This is a genomic window from Allobosea eneae (genome assembly GCF_042657265.1).
Lineage (GTDB): Bacteria > Pseudomonadota > Alphaproteobacteria > Rhizobiales > Beijerinckiaceae > Allobosea > Allobosea eneae.
This window is the reverse complement of the sequence record NZ_JBHSLW010000009.1, coordinates 1-20,460: the sequence shown is the minus strand read 5'-3', so window position 1 is coordinate 20,460 and position 20,460 is coordinate 1. Positions and strand designations below refer to the sequence as shown.

The 20,460-nt window shown below is 66.6% G+C and carries 16 protein-coding genes and 1 tRNA gene; 5 read left to right on the top strand and 12 right to left on the bottom strand.

The window, feature by feature from the left end:
- Positions 1-15: 15 nt before the first annotated feature.
- The 5 genes from ACFPOB_RS06410 to ACFPOB_RS06390 form a co-directional block, all read right to left on the bottom strand.
- Positions 16-3,162, bottom strand: a complete 3,147-nt coding sequence (locus tag ACFPOB_RS06410; RefSeq protein WP_377796839.1) for an efflux RND transporter permease subunit — start codon at positions 3,160-3,162, stop codon at positions 16-18.
- Positions 3,162-4,427, bottom strand: coding sequence for an efflux RND transporter periplasmic adaptor subunit (locus tag ACFPOB_RS06405; protein ID WP_377796838.1), 1,266 nt, complete (start codon positions 4,425-4,427; stop codon positions 3,162-3,164). The genes ACFPOB_RS06410 and ACFPOB_RS06405 overlap by 1 nt, the downstream gene beginning before the upstream one ends.
- A gap of 215 nt (positions 4,428-4,642) precedes the next feature.
- Positions 4,643-5,053 (bottom strand): MAPEG family protein, encoded by a 411-nt coding sequence (locus ACFPOB_RS06400; protein WP_377796837.1) that lies wholly within the window; start codon positions 5,051-5,053, stop codon positions 4,643-4,645.
- Positions 5,054-5,156: 103 nt separating this feature from the next.
- Entirely contained in the window at positions 5,157-6,650 is a 1,494-nt protein-coding gene (gene guaB / locus ACFPOB_RS06395) for an IMP dehydrogenase (RefSeq protein ID WP_377796835.1), read from the bottom strand.
- A gap of 169 nt (positions 6,651-6,819) precedes the next feature.
- Positions 6,820-7,161, bottom strand: a complete 342-nt coding sequence (locus ACFPOB_RS06390) for a hypothetical protein (protein ID WP_377796834.1) — start codon at positions 7,159-7,161, stop codon at positions 6,820-6,822.
- 295 nt (positions 7,162-7,456) lie between these two features.
- Here ACFPOB_RS06390 and ACFPOB_RS06385 point away from each other — a divergent pair, with 295 nt between their 5' ends.
- The 3 genes from ACFPOB_RS06385 to ACFPOB_RS06375 all read left to right on the top strand — a co-directional run bounded on the left by ACFPOB_RS06385 (position 7,457) and on the right by ACFPOB_RS06375 (position 10,914).
- Positions 7,457-8,896 (top strand): MFS transporter, encoded by a 1,440-nt coding sequence (locus ACFPOB_RS06385; RefSeq protein ID WP_377796833.1) that lies wholly within the window; start codon positions 7,457-7,459, stop codon positions 8,894-8,896.
- Between the two features lie 46 nt (positions 8,897-8,942).
- Positions 8,943-10,745, top strand: coding sequence for a single-stranded-DNA-specific exonuclease RecJ (gene recJ, locus ACFPOB_RS06380; RefSeq protein WP_377796832.1), 1,803 nt, complete (start codon positions 8,943-8,945; stop codon positions 10,743-10,745).
- A 94-nt stretch (positions 10,746-10,839) separates the two neighbouring features.
- A tRNA-Glu gene (locus ACFPOB_RS06375) sits at positions 10,840-10,914 on the top strand.
- A 28-nt stretch (positions 10,915-10,942) separates the two neighbouring features.
- Here ACFPOB_RS06375 and ACFPOB_RS06370 read toward each other — a convergent pair.
- From ACFPOB_RS06370 to ACFPOB_RS06360, 3 genes are all read right to left on the bottom strand, one after another.
- Complete coding sequence (locus ACFPOB_RS06370) at positions 10,943-11,170, bottom strand: hypothetical protein (RefSeq protein ID WP_377796831.1); 228 nt, start codon at positions 11,168-11,170, stop codon at positions 10,943-10,945.
- 132 nt (positions 11,171-11,302) lie between these two features.
- Positions 11,303-13,225 (bottom strand): FAD-binding monooxygenase, encoded by a 1,923-nt coding sequence (locus ACFPOB_RS06365; protein ID WP_377796830.1) that lies wholly within the window; start codon positions 13,223-13,225, stop codon positions 11,303-11,305.
- 55 nt (positions 13,226-13,280) lie between these two features.
- The gene (locus ACFPOB_RS06360) at positions 13,281-14,063 is read right to left on the bottom strand and encodes a class II aldolase/adducin family protein (protein ID WP_377796829.1); all 783 of its coding nucleotides are present in this window, start codon (positions 14,061-14,063) and stop codon (positions 13,281-13,283) included.
- A 425-nt stretch (positions 14,064-14,488) separates the two neighbouring features.
- On the opposite strand from ACFPOB_RS06360, the gene ACFPOB_RS06355 reads away from it, so the two are divergent.
- Together ACFPOB_RS06355 and ACFPOB_RS06350 are read left to right on the top strand one after the other, a co-directional pair.
- Positions 14,489-14,971, top strand: coding sequence for a MarR family winged helix-turn-helix transcriptional regulator (locus ACFPOB_RS06355; RefSeq protein WP_377796828.1), 483 nt, complete (start codon positions 14,489-14,491; stop codon positions 14,969-14,971).
- Between the two features lie 250 nt (positions 14,972-15,221).
- Positions 15,222-16,181 carry a Bug family tripartite tricarboxylate transporter substrate binding protein gene (locus ACFPOB_RS06350; protein ID WP_377796827.1) on the top strand — a complete coding sequence of 320 codons (960 nt, stop codon included), beginning with the start codon at positions 15,222-15,224 and terminating at the stop codon, positions 16,179-16,181.
- A gap of 119 nt (positions 16,182-16,300) precedes the next feature.
- On the opposite strand, the gene ACFPOB_RS06345 is transcribed toward ACFPOB_RS06350, so the two are convergent.
- The 4 genes from ACFPOB_RS06345 to ACFPOB_RS06330 all read right to left on the bottom strand — a co-directional run bounded on the left by ACFPOB_RS06345 (position 16,301) and on the right by ACFPOB_RS06330 (position 20,338).
- Positions 16,301-17,338 carry an amino acid ABC transporter substrate-binding protein gene (locus ACFPOB_RS06345; RefSeq protein ID WP_377796825.1) on the bottom strand — a complete coding sequence of 346 codons (1,038 nt, stop codon included), beginning with the start codon at positions 17,336-17,338 and terminating at the stop codon, positions 16,301-16,303.
- 43 nt (positions 17,339-17,381) lie between these two features.
- Complete coding sequence (locus ACFPOB_RS06340; protein WP_377796823.1) at positions 17,382-18,008, bottom strand: L,D-transpeptidase; 627 nt, start codon at positions 18,006-18,008, stop codon at positions 17,382-17,384.
- 15 nt (positions 18,009-18,023) lie between these two features.
- Positions 18,024-18,527: a hypothetical protein gene (locus ACFPOB_RS06335; RefSeq protein ID WP_377796821.1), complete on the bottom strand. Its 504-nt coding sequence runs from the start codon at positions 18,525-18,527 to the stop codon at positions 18,024-18,026.
- 506 nt (positions 18,528-19,033) lie between these two features.
- Complete coding sequence (locus ACFPOB_RS06330; RefSeq protein ID WP_377796819.1) at positions 19,034-20,338, bottom strand: hypothetical protein; 1,305 nt, start codon at positions 20,336-20,338, stop codon at positions 19,034-19,036.
- Positions 20,339-20,460 lie beyond the last annotated feature (122 nt).

Genomic DNA, 20,460 nt, shown 5'->3' with positions numbered 1-20,460 from the left:
AGGCCGAACGCTCCCTCAATCCGGCTGGCGATGCACAGCCTGCGGGATCGCGACCGGGATCGCACCTGGAACCGACGCCGATTCCTCCCGCTCGCCACGGCCGCGGCCGGAAAGCCAGCTGTCGACCTTGTCGAGATAGAAGTAGACGACCGGGGTGATGTAGAGCGTGAGCAATTGCGAGACGACGAGGCCGCCGACCACGGCGATGCCGAGCGGCTGGCGTAGCTCCGCTCCGGCGCCGGCCCCCAGCGCGATCGGCAGCACGCCGAAGATCGCAGCGAAGCTCGTCATCATGATCGGCCGGAATCGGACCAGCGCCGCGTCGCGGATCGCGGTCAGCGCGTCGTCGCCCATCTTCCGGCGCTCGATCGCGAAGTCGACCATCATGATCGCGTTCTTTTTGACGATGCCGACCAGCATCAGGATGCCGATGATCGCGATCACCGACAGGTCCATGTGGAAATACTGCAGGGCGAGCAGGGCGCCCAGGCCCGCCGAGGGCAGGCCGGACAGGATCGTGATCGGGTGGATGAAGCTCTCGTAGAGAATGCCGAGGATGATATAGATCACCAGGATCGCGGCGAAGATCAGCAGGCCCTGGCCTTTCAGCGCATCCTGGAAGAGCTGGGCCGAGCCGGCGAAGCTGGTGACGATCGAGGCGGGCAGGTTGATCTCGCGCTCGGCAGCGCGGATCGCGTTGACGGCGTCGCCCAGCGAGACGCCGGGCGCGGTGTTGAACGAGATCGTCACCGCCGGCTGTTGCGAGATCCGGTTGACCGCGAGCGGCCCGACGCTCGGCTTGATCGTCGCCACCGCCTCGAGCGGCACGTTCTGGCCGTTGGCGGCCTTGAGCATTAGGCGCGACAGCACCGCCGGATCCTGCTGGTAGGCGCGGTCGGCCTCCATGATCACCTGATAGTCGGTCGCCGGGGTGAAGATCGTCGCGATCTGGCGCGAGCCGAAGGCGTTGCCGAGCGCCTGGCGGATCTGGTCGCTGGAGATGCCCAGGCTGGCGGCGCGCTCGCGGTCGATGTCGATCGAGAGCTGTGGGTTGCGCAATTGCAGGTCGATATTGGCGTCGCGCAATTGTGGGAGCTGCGCCAGGCGCTGCTGCATCAGCGGCGCATAGTTGAAGAGCGCGCCGAGATCCGGCCCCTGCAGCGAATAGAGGTACTGCGCCCGCGACGAGCGGCCGGCGTTGAGGTTGATGTTCTGGACCTGCTGGAACACCGCGGTGATGCCCGGCACCTCCGAGACGGCCCGGCGCAGGCGCGCGATCACGACCTCGGCCTTGTCGCGCTGGTCCTTCGGCTTCAGCGCAATGAACATGAAGCCGTTATTGGTGGCGTTGAAGCCGCCGATGTTGGAGGTCAGGTAGTCGATCGCCGGGTCGGCCTTGACGATCTCCGCGACGCGGCTCTGGCGCGCCGCCATCGCCTCGAACGAGGTGTCGGGCGGGCCTTCGGTCGCGCCGCGCAGCAGGCCGGTGTCCTCGGTCGGAAAGAAGCCCTTGGGCACGTCCATGTAGAGTTGGACCGAGACATAGACCGTGCCGAGCGTCACCAGCAGCATCAGGAAGCGCGCCTTGAGGACGAGGTCGAGCGTCCAGCGATAGGCGGAGAGCATGCCCTGAAAACCGGCTTCGAACACGCGTTCGACGAGGTTCGGCTTCTTGTGGTGGTCATGCGCCTTGAGGAAGCGGGCGCAGAGCATCGGGGTCAGCGTCAGCGAGACGAAGCCGGAGACGATGATCGCGGCGGCAATGGTACCGGCGAATGTGGCGAAGACCTTGCCGACGACGCCGCCCATGAAGAAGACCGGGATGAAGACGGCGACCAGCGAGATGGTGATCGAGAGGATGGTGAAGCCGATCTCGCGCGAGCCATCGAGCGCCGCCTGGAACGGCTTCTTGCCCATCTCGATATGCCGGATGATGTTCTCCAGCATGACGATGGCGTCGTCGACGACGAAGCCGACTGCGAGCGTCAACGCCAGGAGCGAGATGTTGTCGAGCGAATAGCCGAGCGCGTACATGATCGCGAAGGTGCCGACCAGGGAGATCGGCAGCGCCAGCGTCGGGATCACCGTCGCGGCGAAGCTCTTCAGGAACAGGAAGATCACCATGATCACGAGCGCGATCGCGATCATCAGCGAGACCTCGACGTCCTCCACCGCCTCACGGATCGGGATCGAGCGGTCGTTGAGGACGTGGAGCTCGATCGCCGCCGGCAATTGCGCGCGATAGGCGTCGAGCTTGCCCTTGATGCTATCGACGACCTGAACGGTGTTGGCGTCGGACTGGCGGTAGACCGCCAGCATGATCGAGCGCTGGCCGTTGTACCAGCTGCCGGTCTGGTCGTTCTCGACGGAATCGTAGATCTGAGCGACGTCGTTGAGCCGGATCGGCACGCCGTTCTTCTGCGAGATGATCAGGTTGCCGTATTCGCCGGCCCGCTCCATCTGGCCGGTGGCGCCGAGCGTCAGGCGCTGATTGGCGCCGTTCAGCGTCCCGACCGGTGAATTGGAGTTGGCCGCGGCGATGGCGCTGCGGACGTCGGCGAGGGAGAGCCCCCGGGCAGAGACGGCGTCGGGATTGACCCGCACGCGCACCGCATATTTCTGCGCGCCGAAGATGTTGACCTGGGCGACGCCGGGCAGTTGCGAGATCTGCTGCTGCAGGATGTTCTCGCCGAACTCATGGACTTCGTAGAGCGGCTTGGTCGCCGAGGTCAGCACCATGAACAGCACCGGCTGGTCGGCCGGATTGACCTTCCTGAAGCTCGGCGGGGCAGGGAGCTCCGGCGGCAGGCGCCGCACCGTCGCGCTGAGCGCCGCCTGTACGTCGAGCGCGGCGCCGTCGATGTTGCGGTTGAGGTCGAACTGCAGGGTGATCGAGGTCGAGCCCTGCTGCGAGACCGACGACATCGAGGTGATGCCGGAGATCGATGCGAATTCGCGCTCCAGCGGTGCCGCCACTGAAGAGGCCATCGTCTCGGGGCTGGCGCCGGGCAGGCGGGCGCTGACATTGATGGTGGGGAAATCGACCCGGGGCAGCGCCGCGACCGGTAGCTGCTTGAAGGCGAACAGCCCGAAGATCAGGAACGTCGCCATCAGAAGGGTCGTCATGACCGGGCGACGGATGCAGAGCTCGGGCAGGTTCATCAGCCGGCGCTCCCCCGCTGGGAGGTCAGGTTCGGCGCCGGCGGGCTCTGGCCGCCCCGGCCGCGCTCGATCGTGCGCGCGCCTTCAGTCAAGAGCAGCTGCCCGTCGATCACCACGATCTCGTCACCGGCGAGGCCGGACGCGATCACGGCGCGATCGTCGACATTGCGGGCGACGACGATCGGGCGGGCACGGGCGGCATTGTTCTCGATCACGAAGACATAGGAGCCGTTCTGCCCGGTCTGGACGGCCTCGCGCGGTACCGTGACGGCGTCGGGCTCGGTTCGCAGCGTCAGCCTGACCTGACCGAGTGCGCCGGGCCAGAGCGTCTCGGCGGGGTTGTCGAAGCTGGCGCGGATCTGGATCGTGCCGGTCGTCGCGTCGACCGCGTTGTCGATCACCGCGATCGTACCCTCGATGGTCCTGCCGACGCCCTGCTGGCTCGCCTGGACGACGGCCGTCTTCGCCTGCATCGCCTCGCGGATCTCCGGCAGATAGCGCTGCGCCACGGCGAAGCTGACATAGATCGGGTCGATCTGGTTGATCGTCGCGAGCATGGCCGAGCTGTCGCCGCTCTTGGCGATGTTCCCCTCCTTGAGGGCGGCGACGCCGACGCGCCCCGAGACCGGAGCTGTGATCGTGTAGTAGCTGAGCTGGACGCGCAGGCTGTCGACCGCCGCCTCGCCGCCGCGGATCGCGGCGCGCAGCGTGCTCACCGCCGTGCGGGCGGTGTCGAGCCGCGCGTCGGTGGCGATCTCGCGTCGCGACAGTTCTTCGGCGCGGCGCAGGTCGGACTCGGCCGCGATCAGCGAAGCCTTGTCGCGCGCGACATTAGCCTCCGCCTGGCGCAACTGCGCCTCGAGCTGGCGCGAATCCAGCCGGAACAGCACGTCGCCCTTGTTGACCATGGCGCCGTCGCGGAACTCGACCGCCATGATCTGGCTGTCGACCCGCGAGCGGATATTGACGGTGGAGATCGCCTGGACCGTGCCGATCGCATCGATCCGGACGGGCATCGGCCGGCGCTCGACCTTGGCGGTAACGACGGTCACCGGCGGCCGGTTGGGCTGACCTGAGCGGTTACCGCCGGCTGCCGGTGCGGAAGCCGTCGCTACCGGTTTCGCCGGTCCCGGGATCACCTTGCCGTAAGGGACCTGGTCGAGCGGCCAGGGAACGGGGCGACCGGTGTAATGGAGAAACGCGCCCGCTGCGAGAACGCCCGCGGCCGAGAACAGAGCCACACGCCCGAAAGTCAGCACTGCCATAGAAAGCCTTGCGCCACGGGGAGCGCTACGCCGACCCTGTCGAACGGTTGCTCCCCAAACCGTCCTCACCGCAAGAATTTAGCATGAAGACGGCCCGGTTTCGACGCAAGTGTCCAACACGGTTTATTGACTGCTGTAGCGATGCGGTGACAGCACGACAATTCAGCAGAGCGCAATCGTCGCCACACGTCTTGCGTGCGCTAAGTAAACGCCGATCAGACGACAGCAATCACGATGCCCACCCACATGCAGAACAGACATGCGATGCCGGCTGCGAAGACGAGCGCCCGGTGCTTGAGGCTGTTGGAGCCGGTGTGGATCAATGTATGGGCGACGCGCGTGACGACAAAAGCCCAGGCTAGCGCAGCCATGACATAGCCGGTCGCGCCGACATGGATCGCGATCAGGGTCAGCGCAAAGAACAGGACCGGGGTCTCGAACTGATTACTGAAATTGGCCGCGGCCAGTCGGGCCGAATCCGGATAGCGCTCGGTCGAGACCGCGATATCGGCGAGCTTGACCTCGCGATTGGCGAAGGCCTGCTTGCGGCGCCGGAACATGATGACGAGGACGACAAAGCTCCAGAAAATCTGGGCCAGCGCCGGATAGATCAGCTTGAGCGTCATGTAAGTCCTCTTCGCGCAGCGGCGGACCGACAATTGGGTCCGCCCTCTCGAAGTATCCGATGCCCGATGGAAAAAGGACAGATCGCCGTGAGGCGATCCGAGATCAGGAGCGCGTCGGGTAGTTCGGGCTCTCGCGGACGATCGTCACGTCGTGGACATGGCTCTCGCGCAGGCCGGCGCTGGTGATGCGGATGAAGCGGGCCTTGCTGCGGTAGTCCTCGAGATCGCGGCCGCCGACATAGCCCATCGCGGCGCGCAGGCCGCCTGCAAGCTGATGCAGCACGCCCGAGACCGGACCCTTATAGGCGACCTGGCCTTCAATGCCCTCCGGCACCAGCTTCAGCGCATCCTTGATGTCCTGCTGGAAATAGCGGTCGGCCGAACCGCGCGCCATCGCACCGACCGAGCCCATGCCGCGATAGGCCTTGTAGGAGCGGCCCTGGTAGAGGAACGTCTCGCCCGGCGTCTCATCCGTCCCGGCGAGCAGCGAGCCGACCATGGCGCAGGCGGCGCCGGCAGCCAGCGCCTTGGCGAGATCGCCCGAATATTTGATGCCGCCATCGGCGATGATCGGGATGCCCGCCTTCTGCCCGGCGGAGGCCGCATCCATCACCGCGGTCAGTTGGGGCACGCCGACGCCGGCGACGATGCGGGTGGTGCAGATCGAGCCCGGGCCGATGCCGACCTTGATCGCGTCCGCACCGGCATCGATCAGCGCCTGGGCGCCGCCGGCGGTCGCGACATTGCCGGCGATGACCTGGACCGTGTTGGAGAGTTTCTTCACCCGCGTCACCGCCTCGAGCACTTTGGACGAATGGCCATGGGCAGTGTCGACGACGATGAGGTCGACGCCGGCGTCGATCAGCATCTCCGAGCGCTCGAAGCCCTGGTCGCCGGTTGTGGTCGCGGCCGCGACCAGCAGCCGCCCCTGGCTATCCTTGGCGGCGTTAGGATGCGTGACCTGCTTCTCCATGTCCTTGACGGTGATCAGGCCGATGCAGCGATAGTGGTCGTCGACGACCAGCAGCTTCTCGATGCGGAACTGATGGAGCAGGCGGCGGGCCTCGTCCTGAGCGACACCTTCGCGCACCGTGATCAGCCGATCCTTGGTCATCAGCTCCGAGACGGGCTGTTCGGGATTGGCGGCGAAGCGGACATCGCGATTGGTCAGGATACCGACCAGCTTGCCCTTGTGACCTTGCGGGCCGCGCTCGACCACCGGAATGCCCGAAATGCCGTTGTTCCGCATCAGCGCGAACGCATCGGCCAGCGTCTCGTCCGGGTGGATGGTGATCGGGTTGGCGATCATGCCGGATTCGAACTTCTTGACCAGGCGGACCTGGGCAGCCTGCTGATCGGGGTCGAGATTGCGGTGGACGACGCCGAGGCCACCGGCCTGCGCCATCGCGATCGCCATCTTCGCCTCGGTGACCGTGTCCATCGCCGAGGCGATGATCGGCAGGTTGAGCGAGATGGTCTTGGTGAGCTTGGTGGTGATGTCGACATCGCCGGGCATCACCTCGGACGGCCCCGGCTCCAGCAGCACGTCGTCGAAGGTGAAACCGTCGCGAATGAGACCTTCTGTGATCGTGGCCATCGTCAACTCCGGAGGCCGGCTGCGCCGGCGCTGAAAGAGGCCGGGCGGATGCGCCCTGAGCCGAGTTGACGAGGCCCGTTATCATGCGTGTGACGTGCCCGCTAGAGGCATCATCATAAAAACTGTCGAGGCGGTCGCGGCACGGCGCCGCGACCGCCTCGCATATTCGTCAATGCTTCCGGACGGGACGCGTCTGGCTGGCCTGCGCCGCAGGAGGCGCAGCGTTGGGCATCACGAAGAAGCAGCCATTGCCCATCATCATGCTGCCCTGGGCGTTGGCCATCTGCTGACAGTCCCTCTGACGGCCGCAATTGGTGGTCCGCAGAATATCGCCGGAGCCGGGCGTGACGACCCGCATGGCGCAGCCTTCTTCCCAGCTCATCGATTGTGCGGAAGCCGGAGCCTGGCCGGCGCTGAATAGGGCGGCTCCGGCAAACAGGGCAACTGCGGCGCCATACCGGACAGAAGCCGGGATGGCGACACGGAGGTTGTGGTGAGTGAACGTGATCATGAGAACACCTCTTGCCCGCGGACAGGCCGCGTCGGCGTATGCGAAGTCATCGCCCCTTCGCCCCGGAGATAGTAACGACGCCTCTCGATTGTTCTGCTTTCAACGCATAACAGAGCGGCTTTCACGTCCTTGTGATGATCTGAGGGCAGATCTGAAGCCGGCTCTCCTTGAAACGACACGGTTCACCGCCATGCAGCAGGCGCAACCCTTGTCACCAAGCCCAGCTCCGCTCTCGCCAGCCGGGTAGAGCCGCAGTAAAGGGCAGCCGGCGGCACAATTTCGAAAGTGCGATTCCTTGCAGCGCGCCAAGCTCCTGCCTCTCATCGTCGCCTGCGCGCTGTTCATGGAGAACACCGACTCGACGGTGATCGCGACCTCGCTGCCGGTGATCGCGCAGTCGCTCGGCGAGGACCCGATCGCGCTCAAGCTGGCGCTGACCTCCTATCTCGTCAGCCTCGCCGTCTTCATCCCGATCTCCGGCTGGATGGCGGACAAATTCGGCGCCCGCACCATCTTCAGGACCGCGCTCGGAATCTTCATGCTCGGCTCGGTGCTCTGCGCCTTCTCGAACTCGCTCGGCGCCTTCGTCGGCGCCCGCTTCATCCAGGGCATGGGCGGGGCGATGATGGTGCCGGTCGGCCGGCTCGTCATCCTGCGCAGCGTCGAGAAATCGCAGATCGTCAGCGCGCTCGCCTATCTGACGGTGCCGGCGCTGGTCGGCCCGGTCGTCGGGCCGGTCGTCGGCGGTTTCATCACCACCTATTTCGACTGGCGCTGGATCTTCTTCATCAACATCCCGATCGGTTTTCTCGGCATCGCGCTCGCGACGATGTTCTTCGAGGACATCCGCGAGGAGGATGTCGCGCCGCTCGACATCATCGGCTTCCTGCTCTCCTCGACCGGCTTCGCCGCCCTGATGCTCGGCCTCGCCACGGGTGGGCGCCATCTCGTGCCCGTCGCGGTTTCCTATGGCTGCGTCGCCTTCGGCGTTGCCGCGCTGATCTTCTATTGGTTCCATGCGCGCCGGCTGGCCTCTCCGGTGCTCAACCTCTCGCTGCTGCGAATCCCGACCTACCGGATCGGCGTGATCGGCGGCTCGGTTTTCCGTATCGGAATCGGCGCCATCCCCTTCCTGCTGCCGCTGATGCTGCAGCTCGGCTTTGGCCTCGACGCACTGCAATCGGGCCTGATCACCTTCGCCTCGGCCGCCGGCGCGCTGATCATGAAGACGCTGGCCAAGACGATCCTTGCCCGCTTCGGCTTCCGCGGCGTGCTGACCTTCAATGCGTTGATCGGCTCGGCCTTCCTCGCCGCCTCGGGCCTGTTCACGCCGACGACGCCGCATTGGCTGATGCTCGGCGTCCTGCTCATCGGCGGCTGCTTCCGCTCGCTGCAGTTCACCGGCATCAACGCGCTGAGCTATGCCGACATCTCCAATCGCGACATGTCGAGCGCGACCAGCCTCTCCAGCGTCGCCCAGCAATTGTCGCTGAGCCTCGGCGTCACCATCGGCGCCTTCGCGCTCGAAGCCGCCAATCTCTACAATGGCGGCAGGACGCTCGGCGCCGGCGATTTCTGGCCGGCCTTCGCCCTCGTCGGCCTGATCTCCGCTTCCTCGGTCCTCTGGATGATGCAGCTGAAGCCCGATGCCGGCGCCGAGGTCTCCGGCCATGCGCCGGTGAGCGCTCGCAAGGTCACCGCGCAGGCGATCGAGGACCAGAAGCCGCTCGAGTGATCCACCTTGCATTGACGAACCCGCGCCGCTGCGCCAGCGGTGATGCATGAATCTCGGCCAGAATCGCCTGTTCCTCGGCGTGGGGAATTCCGCCCTCGGACGTCCGTGGCGCGACCGGCTCGATCCTGCCGGCGTCGCGCAGGCCGAAGCCCTGGCGCAGGTCGAGGGTGTTCCCGACACGCTCGCGCGCGTCCTGGCCGGCCGCGGCGTCGCCTCCAGCGAGGCGCTGCGCCATCTCGAGCCGAAGCTGCGCGACCTGCTGCCGGACCCGTCCGTGCTGCGCGACATGGACCGCGCCGCACAGCGGCTCGCGCAGGCGGCGATATCCGGCGAGAAGGTCGCGATCTTCGGCGACTACGATGTCGACGGCGCCTGCTCGGCGGCCCTGCTCGCCGGTTTTCTCGCCGAGGCCGGAGCAAAGCCGCGCATCCATATTCCCGATCGGCTGATCGAGGGCTATGGCCCCAATGCCGAGGCGATCACGATGCTGGCCGGCGAGGGCGCGACGCTTCTCGTCACCGTCGACTGCGGCACCACCAGCCATGAGCCCCTGCAGCAGGCGGCACGGCTCGGGCTCGACACGGTGGTGCTCGACCATCACCAGGCGCCCGAACTGCTCCCCGAGGTCCGGGCGCTGGTCAATCCCAATCGGCAGGACGATCTCTCCGGCCTGGGCCATCTCTGTGCCGCCGGCGTCGTCTTCCTCGCCTTGGTCGCAACGAATCGCGAATTGCGCCGGCGCGGCGCCTGGCAGGCGAGGGGAAGCGAGCCCGACCTGCTCGCGGCGCTCGACCTAGTCGGCTTGGCGACCGTCGCCGATGTCGTGCCGTTGATCGGCCTCAACCGCGCCTTCGTGCGCCAGGGCATCGTCATGATGCGCCTGCGCCAGCGGCCCGGCCTTGCGGCGCTGCTCGACATCGCCGGGCTAGATGGTCCGGTGCAGGCCTGGCATCTCGGCTTCCTGCTCGGGCCGCGCATCAATGCCGGCGGACGCATTGGCGATGCGGCGCTCGGAGCCCGACTGCTCCTGACCTCGGATGAGGTGGAGGCGCGCACGATCGCGGCCGAGCTCAACCGGCTCAACCAGGAACGCCAGGAGATCGAGCGCGCTGCGGTCGAGGAAGCGGTGGCCGAGGTCGAGCACCGCTTCGAGGATGCAGCCGCGCACCCGGTGTTGGTCGTCGGTTCGGCCGATTGGCATCCTGGCATCGTCGGGCTGATCGCGGGCCGCCTGAAGGAACGGTTCAACCGGCCGGCCTTCGCGCTGGCGCGTAACGCCAATGGCGGCGCGACCGGCTCGGGCCGTTCGATCGCCGGCGTCGATCTCGGCTCCGCGGTGCGCCAGGCGGTCGAGGCCGGCCTTGCGGTCAAGGGCGGTGGCCATGCCATGGCGGCCGGCGTCACGCTGGCGCCGGGGCAGGAGGGCGCCTTCGCCAGCTTCGTCAGCGACAGGCTGGCCGCCGGCGTAGCAGGTTCGCGCGAGTCGGAGGCGCTGCTGATCGATGCCGCGATCAGCGCCGGGGGCGCCAATCCGCGCCTGCTCGCCGAAATCGACCGGGCAGGGCCCTTTGGCGCTGGCTGTCCCGAGCCGGTCTTCGTACTGCCGGCCCATCGCTTGACCGAGGTGATCGAGGTCGGCGCCGGCGGCCATCTGCGCATCAAGCTGCGTGCCGGCGACGGCGCCACGATCGGCGGAATTGCCTTTCGCGCCGCGCGTGAGCCGCTTGGGCAGGCGCTGCTGGCGGGACGCGGCGAGAGCGTCCATCTCGCAGGCACGTTGACCTTGAACCGCTGGGGCGGCAGCGAGCGGGCGGAGCTGCGCGTGGTCGATCTCGCCCGTCCGTCGTGAGCAATTGCGAAAAACGCTGAGAGCGGGCTTGCCCAAGCTTCGCCGGGACACTATAGCTCGCCCCGCCTCGCAGGAGCGCTTCGCGCTCAGGCCCGCGGTCTTCGTCTATCGGTTAGGACACCAGCCTTTCACGCTGGGAAGACGGGTTCGATTCCCGTAGACCGCGCCATTTCCATTTCAGTCCGCCAGCTGCCAGCTCACCGGACATCGGCCGGGATGGGCGTTTCGCATCGCCCGGCGTCGCAGCCATCTGCATCGGCGATCGGCTTGCCGGGCTGAAGGCGCGAAGCGGGGCCCGACAGCGCCATCGCGATCCTGGCGCCCACCGCGAGATCGTCCTCCACGCCGAAGACGTGGTGCAGGATTGTCCCGTCGCGTCCGATCAGCACCGAGGACGGCGTGCCCTGCAGGCCGAAACGCCGCATCGTGACCAGGATGTCAGATCCCTCATAACGAGCGCTTTGGCGCGATCGTGCCGGGCGACCGGCGATCGGCGCACCCGCGTTCGGCGTCGCTTGATCCGGTCTGCTTGGTCGCGCTGGACCGGCACGCGTCGATTAGACGGGCGGGGACATGAAGCTGGCAAAAAACGCTGCCAAAGCGGCGTGCGCGTCGAGCGGCAGCACGTGCGCTACATATTGGTCGGGCCGCACGACCACCAGGCAGCCACGCTCCCGATCGATGCCGCGTTGATCGAAGATGTCCCGGCCGCCACGCAGATCGGGGCAGAACACCTTCTCGTAGTCGATCAGGCCGAGGCGGCCCTTGCGGGGCAGGAGCAGGCCCGGCAGGGTCTCGACCGCAACCTCGCGATGGGCCTGCTGCAGGATCGCGCGCAAGTCGATGACGGAATCGATGTCGGCCCCCGGCACCACATAGTGGCGCAGCGGTGACGAGGGCGCATTCGCCAGAGCCTCGCACAGCGCGCGCAGGCGTGACGCCGGCGCGGACGGATCGGCCCTGTCCGCGAAGGCGTAGAGGCGCCAGCGGCCATCGGCCTGCGCGACATGGCCGAGCTCGACCGGCTTGGCGTCGGCGAGCCGGATCACGGGCGCCGAGTGGAAGCGCGCGCCGATCTGAAATCCCGTTGCGAGGCCGGCATGGGTTGGCTCGCCGATCAGGGAGGAGGCGGCGTAGCGGGTCGCGGTTCCCGCAGTGTAGCGGCCGTGCCTGATGAAATAGGCTTCGACTTCCTTGGGATCGACGCCGTCGCCGGTCTCCGAGGTTTTCAAAGGAGCACTCAGCATCTTCGCCCATTCGCGGTCGAAATCGATCAGCTCCTTGGCGATCGCCCGGCGCTCGGCCGAGTAGCTGTGCAGCAGCTCGGGCGGGCATTGCCCGCGCAGGACCGCGGCCAGTTTCCAGCCGAGGTTGAAGGCGTCCTGCATCGAGACGTTCATGCCCTGGCCGGCCTTGGGGCTATGGGTGTGGCAGGCGTCGCCGGCGATGAAGACGGAGGGCAGGCGCTGCTCGACCTCGCCCTCCGGCACGTCGTCGAACTTGTCGCAGAGGCGCTGGCCGATCTCGTAGACCGACCACCATGCGACCTGCTTCACCTCGAATGTGTAGGGGCGCAGGATGCGCTGCGCCGCGGCGATCAGGTGCTCCACGCCGATATTGCGGCTCCCGACGCGCTCGTTCGCGGCGAGCTTGTCGAGCTCGACATAGATCCGGATCAGATAGCCGCCCTCGCGCGGGATGATGATGATCGTGCCTTCGCCGGCGGACTGGATCAGCGCCTTCAGTCGCACATCCGGGAAATCGGTGACGGCGAGAACATCCATCACGCCCCAGGCCTGGTTGGCGGAATCGCCCTGCAGCGTCCGCCCGATCGACTTGCGCACGGCGCTGCGGGCGCCGTCGCAGCCGACGACATAGCGGGCGCGGACGGTCTCGATCTCGCCTGCATGCGCAGGATCGACACGCTCCAGCTTTACGGTCACCGGATGTGACGATGCACGGTCGATCTCGAGGTCGATCACGCGCCGGGAATAGTCCGGCTCCAGCCGGCTCGGCGAGCGCCGCATCACGTCGAGGAAGAAGTCGTGCACGCGCGCCTGGTTCAGGATGACGTGCGGGAATTCGGAGAGGCCTTCCTCGACATCCAGGATGCGGCCGCTGCGAGTGATAGTCTCCGGCTTGCCTGCGTCGGGCTTCCAGAACACGGTTTCGTTGACCCAGTAGCTTTCCTTCAGCACCCGCTCGGAGAAGCCGAAGGCATCGAACATCTCGATGGTGCGGCAGGCGATGCCATCGGCCTGTCCCAGCTCCAGAGGGCCCGGCTTCTGCTCGACGATCCGGGTGGTGATCTCGGGAAAGGCCGCGAGTTGCGCCGCCAACGTCAGGCCGGCCGGGCCGCAGCCGACGATCAGGACATCGACCTCCTGCGGCAGGGAGTCCCGGGCAGAGGACGCAAGATCGGTGGCCGGCTCGGAGACGGAAGGGTCGCCGGTCCGGAAGCCGTTGAGATGGAACTGCATGGTGGCGACCTTCGATGAGCCAGGACGATTGAGGGGATCGAACGCGGCCGGCGTCTCAGCGCCGGCGGGCGCGGGCCTGTTCGAGCCACATGTCCCAGGGGCGATGGACCTGCGCCTCGATGCTGGCGACGCAGGCGCGGCTTTCGCCCTCGGTGAGATAGGTGACCTCGCCGAGTTGCATCGCCTGGAGCTGGTAGCGCGCGTTGAGCTCGGCGTAGACGGCGCGGTAGACCGCCTGCTTGATCGAGCCGCCGACCACGGTCGAGCCATGGCCGCGCATCAGCACGATGTCGTGGCCGTCGAAATGCTCGGCCAGCGCCCGGCCGAGCTGGTTGTTGCTGATCAGCAGGTCGGTGGCGTCGCCGCCGGCCTCGCGGATCTCGAAGACGGGCGCGCCTTGGCCGACGAAACCGGCCATGTGGAACATCGCCCTGAGCCGCATGCCCTTGACCACGCTGAGCGGCACGATCGAATGCGAATGGCTGTGGATCACGGCCATCACGTCGGGACGCCTGCGGAAGATCTCGGCGTGGATGAAGCGCTCGAGATAGACCTTGCGGCCATTGGCGTTCACCGCTTCGCCGTCGAGCGTGAACTCGACGATATCCTCCGCCGCGACCCGGCTCGGCGCCATGTTGCGCGCCAGGAGGAAGCGATCGGAACGTTTGTCGTGGCGCACGCTGACATGGCCGAAGGCATCGACAACGCCCTGGTCGAACAGGATGTGATTGGCGGCAACCAGGTCCTCGACGATCTCGGGCGTGGGCGCGACCGAGGCAGCGGCCGTATCGGCCACGTCGACGGCGATGGGGTGATTGCCATGGTCCGCGGTGCACATTGCTCGCTCTCTCCGTAGTCGCCTTGATCGAAAGTCCTGAGGCCGGTCCTCGCCGATGAGGCTGGTGAGCCGCCGACCGCGTAGGGATCAGAGAGGCGGGTGAGCGCATGGGCCATCGGCGCCCGGTCGTCGCGACCGGAACCGCCAAGGCATCCTCCCATCCGGCGACCTCTGAAAAAATTGTCTGTATACTGATTAACAGAGTACTCCCAGATTTTTTGCTGTCAACCGTGACTGGAGGGCGGGTATCCGAGCGATCGATCCAGGCAGGGGAAACGGGGCGCTTTGACCGCCTACGGACTGAAAGCATACTATCTATAGCGAAGCCGCAGATTGAGCTGGCGAGGATCCGCCTGACGAAGAGCCGGCGGCGCAACCATTCGAGCGGCGGAAGTCACCCGCCGGCCCATCAAGGCAAAGCGACGATGTCGACCGACGATATCTATCATATGCCCGGCCATCTCATCCGGCGCGCGCAACAGATCGCCGTCTCGCTCTTTCTGGAGGAATGCGCGCCCGTTGACCTCACCCCTGTCCAGTTCGCGGCGCTGGTCACGGTGCGCGACAATCCCGGCATCGACGCGACCCGCCTCTCGGCTCTCGTCGCCTTCGACCGCTCGACGCTCGGCAATGTGCTGGAGCGGATGGAAGCCAAGGAGCTGATCCAGCGCTCGGGCAGCAAGGACGACAAGCGCATCAAGGTGCTGCACCTCTCGCCTAAGGGCGAGCGCGTCCTGCAGGAGGCCGGACCGCTGGCGCAGCGGGCGCAGGAGCGCATTCTCGCCCCGCTCGCGCCGGAAGATCGCGAGGCCTTCATGCGCATGCTCGGACAGCTCGTCGAGCTCAACAACGAGGCCTCGCGCGTGCCATTGCGGCTGGCGGCCGGGCGCTCGACCGAAGCGGCCTGAGAGCGCAGCTTTCGCAAAAGCGGGATTGCTGCCAGGGAGCCCCACGCACTCCGGGAGCCGGGGCTCTGGCGGCTCAGCATTTGACAGCTTCAAGATACGATGCATACTGATAATAAGTATGCGGTCTTATCTGCGGCATGAGGGGAGCGCGCTTGGCGAGAGCTGCCCCAGCGCGAGATCTGGAACGCAGACGGCCCTTTCGCAGCGAATGAGAACCGCCATCAAGGCGGCCGCACCCGGAGGAAAACCAGTGACCATCACACGACGTGCCGCCCTGATCGGGCTCGCTGGCGCTACGCTCGCGCCCCACGCCGCTTTGGCTCAACGCAAGATCGTCAGGCTGATCGTGCCCGCCGCAGCGGGCGGGGCGATCGACGTCATCGGGCGGCTCTATGCCCTGCGCATCGCGCCGGCACTCGACGAGTCCTGGGTGGTCGAGAACAAGGCCGGCGCCAGCAACACGCTTGGCGCCGCCGAGGTCGCCCGGGCCACGCCCGACGGTACGACCTATCTGACCAATGCCGACATCCACATCATGGCCAAGCACGTGATGCGCAGCGTGTCCTATGATCCGCTGGCGGATTTCACGCCGATCTCGCGCTTCGCGATGTCGCCGATGGTGCTGATCGGCTCGACCAAGACGCCCGAGACCCTGCCGGCGCTGATCGCGCAGATGAAGGCGAAGCCCGGCGAGTTCACCTTCGCCAATTCCGGGCTGGGCAGCATGGGTCATCTCGCCACCGAGAGCTTCAAGCTCCGTACCAGCACGACGGCCGAGCTGGTCAATTACCGCGGCACGGCTCCGGCGATCACCGACGTCGTCGCCGGCCAGGTGCCGCTGATGGTCGCCCCGCTCGGCTCGGCCCTGTCGTTCATCACCGATGGCAAGGTTCGCGCCTTCGCGATCATGGGCGCGCAGCGCAGCAAGCTCCTACCGAACGTGCCGACCGCCGGCGAGCAGGGGCTTTCCGATCTCAACTTCACCCTCTGGTACGGCTTGTGGGGCCCGAAGGGGCTGCCGGCCGAGACGGTGCAGCGAGTCAACGCGACGGTGCAGGCGGCTTCGAAGGATCGCGAGATCGTCGAGAAGCTGACCGCGCTCGGCGCGGAGGCCGTGACCGAGGACCCGGCCAGCTTCGGCAAGTTCATCGAGGCCGAGATCCAGCGCGCCAACCGCGTGGTCGAGGAAGCCGGCATCAAGCCGGGCTGACGGCGTCCGCGCCTCCGTTCAGGAAACAAACAGGAGGCGGGTACGCCTCCCGGCGCGCGAGGTGCTCCTGGATTTCTGCCACCGACCATCCTTCGGCAATGCGCCTGCCGCAGCGCCGCTTAGCGCAGCGGCGGGGCGTAGAGGATGCCGCCCATGCTCCAGAGCTGGTTGAGGCCGCGCGGGATGGCGAGAGGCGAGCCTGTGCCTAGATTGCGCTCGTAGAGCTCGGCATAGTTGCCGCCCGCCTTGACGGAGCGAACCGCCCAGTCGGCATCGAGACCGAGAGCCTTGCCGAAGCCGCCTTCGGCGCCGGTGAAGCGGCGCACATCCGGCTTCTGGGATTTGAGGGCGTCGTCGATGGTCGTGCTGGCGATGCCGAGTTCCTCGGCGTTGATCAGGGCGAAATTCACCCATTTCACCACGTTGAACCATGCGAAATCGTCGCTGCGCACCACCGGAGCGAGCGGCTCCTTCGAGATCACGTCGGGCAGCACGATCGCCTCGGCGGGCTTGGCGAGCTTGAGGCGCTCGCCGTGCAGGGCCGACTGGTCGCGGGTCAGCACGTCGCATTGCCCGGACTGGAAGGCGGCGAGGGCCTCGGCCGCGCTCGGAAACGCCTTCTCCTCATAGGCCATCGAATTGGCCTTGAAGAAGTCGCCGAGATTGGCTTGCGTCGTGGTGCCGGCCTCGACGCAGATCTTGGCCTTGTCGAGCGAGAGCGCTCCGTCGACACCGAGCGTGCGCTTGGCCAAAAAACCCTGGCCGTCATGGAAGCTGATACCCGCGAAGGCGAGGCCGAGCTGCGCCTCGCGCTCGAGCGTCCAGGTCGAGTTGCGCGCCAGGAGGTCGACCTTGCCGCCCTTCAGCGCCTCGAAGCGCTCGCTGGCAGAGAGCGGCGTGAAGGCGACCTTGCCCTTGTCACCCAGCACTGCCGCCGCGACGGCCCGGCAGAAGTCGACGTCGAAGCCGCGCCAATTGCCTTGCGCATCCTTGTCGGAGAAGCCCGCCACGCCCTCGCTGACGCCACATTGCAGCGTGCCGCGCTGCTTCACCGTATCGAGTGTTCCGGCCATGGTCGGCATGGCGGACAAGCCCGCCAGTGCGCCGACGACGGCCAAGCCGGAACGCCGCGAGCAGACCGATGAAGCCTTCGACATGGCACGCGTCTCCTTTCGGATGTCTGGGGACAGGGTAGGGCGGTCACAGTGTCGCCTTGTGGCGGATGATGACCTTGGTCCCGACCGGAACGCGGTCATAGAGATCGACGATATCGCCATTGGCGAGCCGGAAGCAGCCCGAGGAGATCGCCTGTCCGATCGTCTCAGGCTGGTTGGTGCCGTGGACGCGGAAGACGGTCGAGCCGAGATAGAGGGCACGGGCGCCCATCGGGTTGCCGGGGCCACCGGCCATGAACCGCGGCAGATAAGGCTGGCGCTGCAGCATCTCCGGCGGCGGGCGCCAGTCCGGCCACTCGGCCTTGCGGCTGACCTGGACCTGGCCCGACCAGGTGAAGCCCTCGCGGCCGACGCCAATGCCGTAGCGCAACGCCCGGCCATTGCCCTGGACCACATAGAGGAAGCGCTCGCCGGAATGGATCACGACGGTGCCGGGCGCCTCGTTCGAGCGGAAGAGCACCATCTGGCGGGCATAGGGGCCCTCGCTGATGCTAACCTCCTCGGTCGAGACCCGGCCCGGCTCGTCGCCGATGTCCATCGTCTCCTGCAACGCCGCGGGCGGGCGTGGCTGAGCGGCACCGGGCAGGGCTAGCAGGGGAACGGTGAGGCCGCAGGCGAGGAGGCTGCGCAGGGCGGTGCGAATTGTGCTCATGGGCGTTGCCTCCGCTCAGCCACAACGGGAGTAGATGAAGGTGCCGTAGCGCCGCTGCGCATCCGGATCGACGAAGCGCATCACCAGCATCGATCTGCTGTGCGAGAGGATCTCGCGGTCCTGCGGATCGCCAGCCGGCGCTTCGAAACCGACATAGGTCTTGCCGCCTCCGGACTTCAGCCTGAGCTCATACAGCTTGGGATCGTCGGCGACATGCATCATCACGCCGTCGCCGGGCCCCTGCGTGATCGTATAGGGCTGCTTGCAGCCCGCCCGCGCCTCGGCCTCGGTGCGCTTGCGGTCCTTGTCGGTATGGAAGGAGGCGATGCCCCAGCGGCCGACCAGAATGTCGCGCGTGATCCCGGTCGGAGCCGGTGCACTTGCCGCGACGCCTGCCGAGGACGACGGGCCTTCGCCGCCACCGCAGGCGGCGAGGATCAGCGGCAGCGTCAGCGCGAAGGCCGCACTGCCGATCGAGCGGAACTTCGTCTGCGCGCACCGGACATGTTGCCGTCTCATCGTCTCTCCTCGCCAAGTCGCCGGCTTGCTGCGGCATTCCAGGGCACCGTGCGACGAGCGTCACCCGGCTCGGCTGTAGGACATCCGGAAGTGCGGTTTCGATCAACCCCTTTTCGGCCGGACTGATCGCGCGGCCCGATAAGGCCACGTTTGCAGAGCTGCGAGAAGAGGTCATCGCAACGGCCACAGCGGAGGGCCGGGCGGGGGAACGTCAGTGTCGGCTCTGGTCAGCCTGTCTCTGCCGCCACGCCCTGTAGAGATCCTGACCTGTTTCTGGCCGTACCGGCTCGTAGTTGACCTTCATCGGCTGCTCTGCGAGCGGCTTGGCCAGATCGGCATAGACGGCCGCGGTCGACAAGCCATAGGGAGCGCCGTCGGATCGTTCGTGCTCGGGAGTTCTTGACGCCGCGGGCCACCACCTCGCCGTTCCTGGCGATGACTGCTCCGAACGCGCGCCCGCCGTTCTCCAGAGTCTCGCGCGCGGGCTCGACGATCGCGGGCGGGCCTTATTTTCTCAGATACATGTCCCAACAGGGCGAAAGCGCGATCAGCTGGCGCCCTTCGAGCGCCTGTGAGAACTGACCCCAGATCGCCGCCCGCTTGAACTCGAAGGGACATTTGGGCCGCATGATGGCGTCGATATCGCGCAGGGCTTCCAGCATCTCCCGCGTGACCTTCGGATTGGTGCGGTCGGTATCGATGCCGAGCGCGACGTGCAGCGGCGCCGCGCGCTCGAGCAGATGGTTGAACGGATTGACGAAGTCGAGCGCGAAGAAGCCGTTCAGCTGCCGCTGGTTGGAGGCTTCCCAGCGTTTGATCGCACTGACACCCTGCTGCACTTCGAGGAGCCAGGTCGCCTGATGATCAATCTCCGAGAACAAGGTGGCTGATGGCAGCAGGCCCCGGCGGGCGAGGTCCTGGTAGGCTTCCGTGTATTTCGGGTAACGCTCGATCTGCGCGATCGCGCGTGCGGCCAGCTCCGGCTTGAGGCTGACGCGGCCGAGCGGCCCCAGATCCGGCACGTCCAGCGCCTGGTAGCGCGGCGCGGAAACCAGGGCCCGCGCACCGCGTTCGAGGAAGATGATGGCGCTTGGCAGCGACACCGCCATGACGAGTACGAGCACCCATGTGCGCAGGCGGTCGTCTGCCCGCGGATAGTAGTCCTTGAGGATCAGGATGAGGACCGGCCAAAGTCCGATGAACTCCAGCGACCCGCTGTTCTGGGTTTCGCCCAGAACCAGGGCGAAGAGGCTGGCGCTGAGCCAGCCGAGCGGGGAAGACAGCAATGTCGCCGGCGAAAGCCTGTCACGCCACGCGGCGAGAGCGAGCACGCCGATCAGCGTCAGGCATGGCGCGATCACGTTGAACTTGACTGAGCCGAGCGTCAGGAAACGTCGCAGGAACGACGCCGAATTGAGCATGGCGAGGTTCATGATGTCTTCGACATAGGCGTAGACCATGCCTGTCGTCAGCTCGATCAGGAACAGGCATGCAATCACCACGCTGGCGGCGATCACTGCGTCTCGCAGGCGCATGCGTCCGGCGAGGACCGCGTAGCCGACGAGAGCCGCGCCCGATACCGGCCCCGTGACCTTGACCAGGAACAAGGCCATCATCAGCACCGCGACGAGCGTCGTTAGCAGAACCCGGCTTTCGACGAAAAGAAGCGCCGCCAGCAGCAGGTAGAGGAGCAGGGCCACATGGCGGTTGTAGTAGCCGAAACCGTCGAAGCCCGGTGATGGGTAGAGGCTGTGAAGGTTGATCGGGAGCGAGGCGAAGAACAGGAATGGTATCAGGATCGCGAGAGCCAACCGGCGCGAGCGCAGGTCGACATCCCTGAGAGTCCGTCCCGGAACTCATGACGCTCGCGCGATGCGGCGGATAAGAACCATGGCGGCGGCTGCGTAGAGGAAGGCCGTCGCGGAGGCGATGG

Excerpts from the sequence above, each read along its gene's own strand:
- ACFPOB_RS06410 (WP_377796839.1), bottom strand. The coding sequence starts at position 3,162 with ATGAACCTGCCCGAGCTCTGCATCCGTCGCCCGGTCATGACGACCCTT.
- ACFPOB_RS06405 (WP_377796838.1), bottom strand. The coding sequence starts at position 4,427 with ATGGCAGTGCTGACTTTCGGGCGTGTGGCTCTGTTCTCGGCCGCGGGC.
- ACFPOB_RS06400 (WP_377796837.1), bottom strand. The coding sequence starts at position 5,053 with ATGACGCTCAAGCTGATCTATCCGGCGCTGGCCCAGATTTTCTGGAGC.
- guaB (WP_377796835.1), bottom strand. The coding sequence starts at position 6,650 with ATGGCCACGATCACAGAAGGTCTCATTCGCGACGGTTTCACCTTCGAC.
- ACFPOB_RS06390 (WP_377796834.1), bottom strand. The coding sequence starts at position 7,161 with ATGATCACGTTCACTCACCACAACCTCCGTGTCGCCATCCCGGCTTCT.
- recJ (WP_377796832.1), top strand. The coding sequence starts at position 8,943 with ATGAATCTCGGCCAGAATCGCCTGTTCCTCGGCGTGGGGAATTCCGCC.
- ACFPOB_RS06370 (WP_377796831.1), bottom strand. The coding sequence starts at position 11,170 with ATGCGGCGTTTCGGCCTGCAGGGCACGCCGTCCTCGGTGCTGATCGGA.
- ACFPOB_RS06365 (WP_377796830.1), bottom strand. The coding sequence starts at position 13,225 with ATGCAGTTCCATCTCAACGGCTTCCGGACCGGCGACCCTTCCGTCTCC.
- ACFPOB_RS06360 (WP_377796829.1), bottom strand. The coding sequence starts at position 14,063 with ATGTGCACCGCGGACCATGGCAATCACCCCATCGCCGTCGACGTGGCC.
- ACFPOB_RS06355 (WP_377796828.1), top strand. The coding sequence starts at position 14,489 with ATGTCGACCGACGATATCTATCATATGCCCGGCCATCTCATCCGGCGC.
- ACFPOB_RS06345 (WP_377796825.1), bottom strand. The coding sequence starts at position 17,338 with ATGTCGAAGGCTTCATCGGTCTGCTCGCGGCGTTCCGGCTTGGCCGTC.
- ACFPOB_RS06340 (WP_377796823.1), bottom strand. The coding sequence starts at position 18,008 with ATGAGCACAATTCGCACCGCCCTGCGCAGCCTCCTCGCCTGCGGCCTC.
- ACFPOB_RS06335 (WP_377796821.1), bottom strand. The coding sequence starts at position 18,527 with ATGAGACGGCAACATGTCCGGTGCGCGCAGACGAAGTTCCGCTCGATC.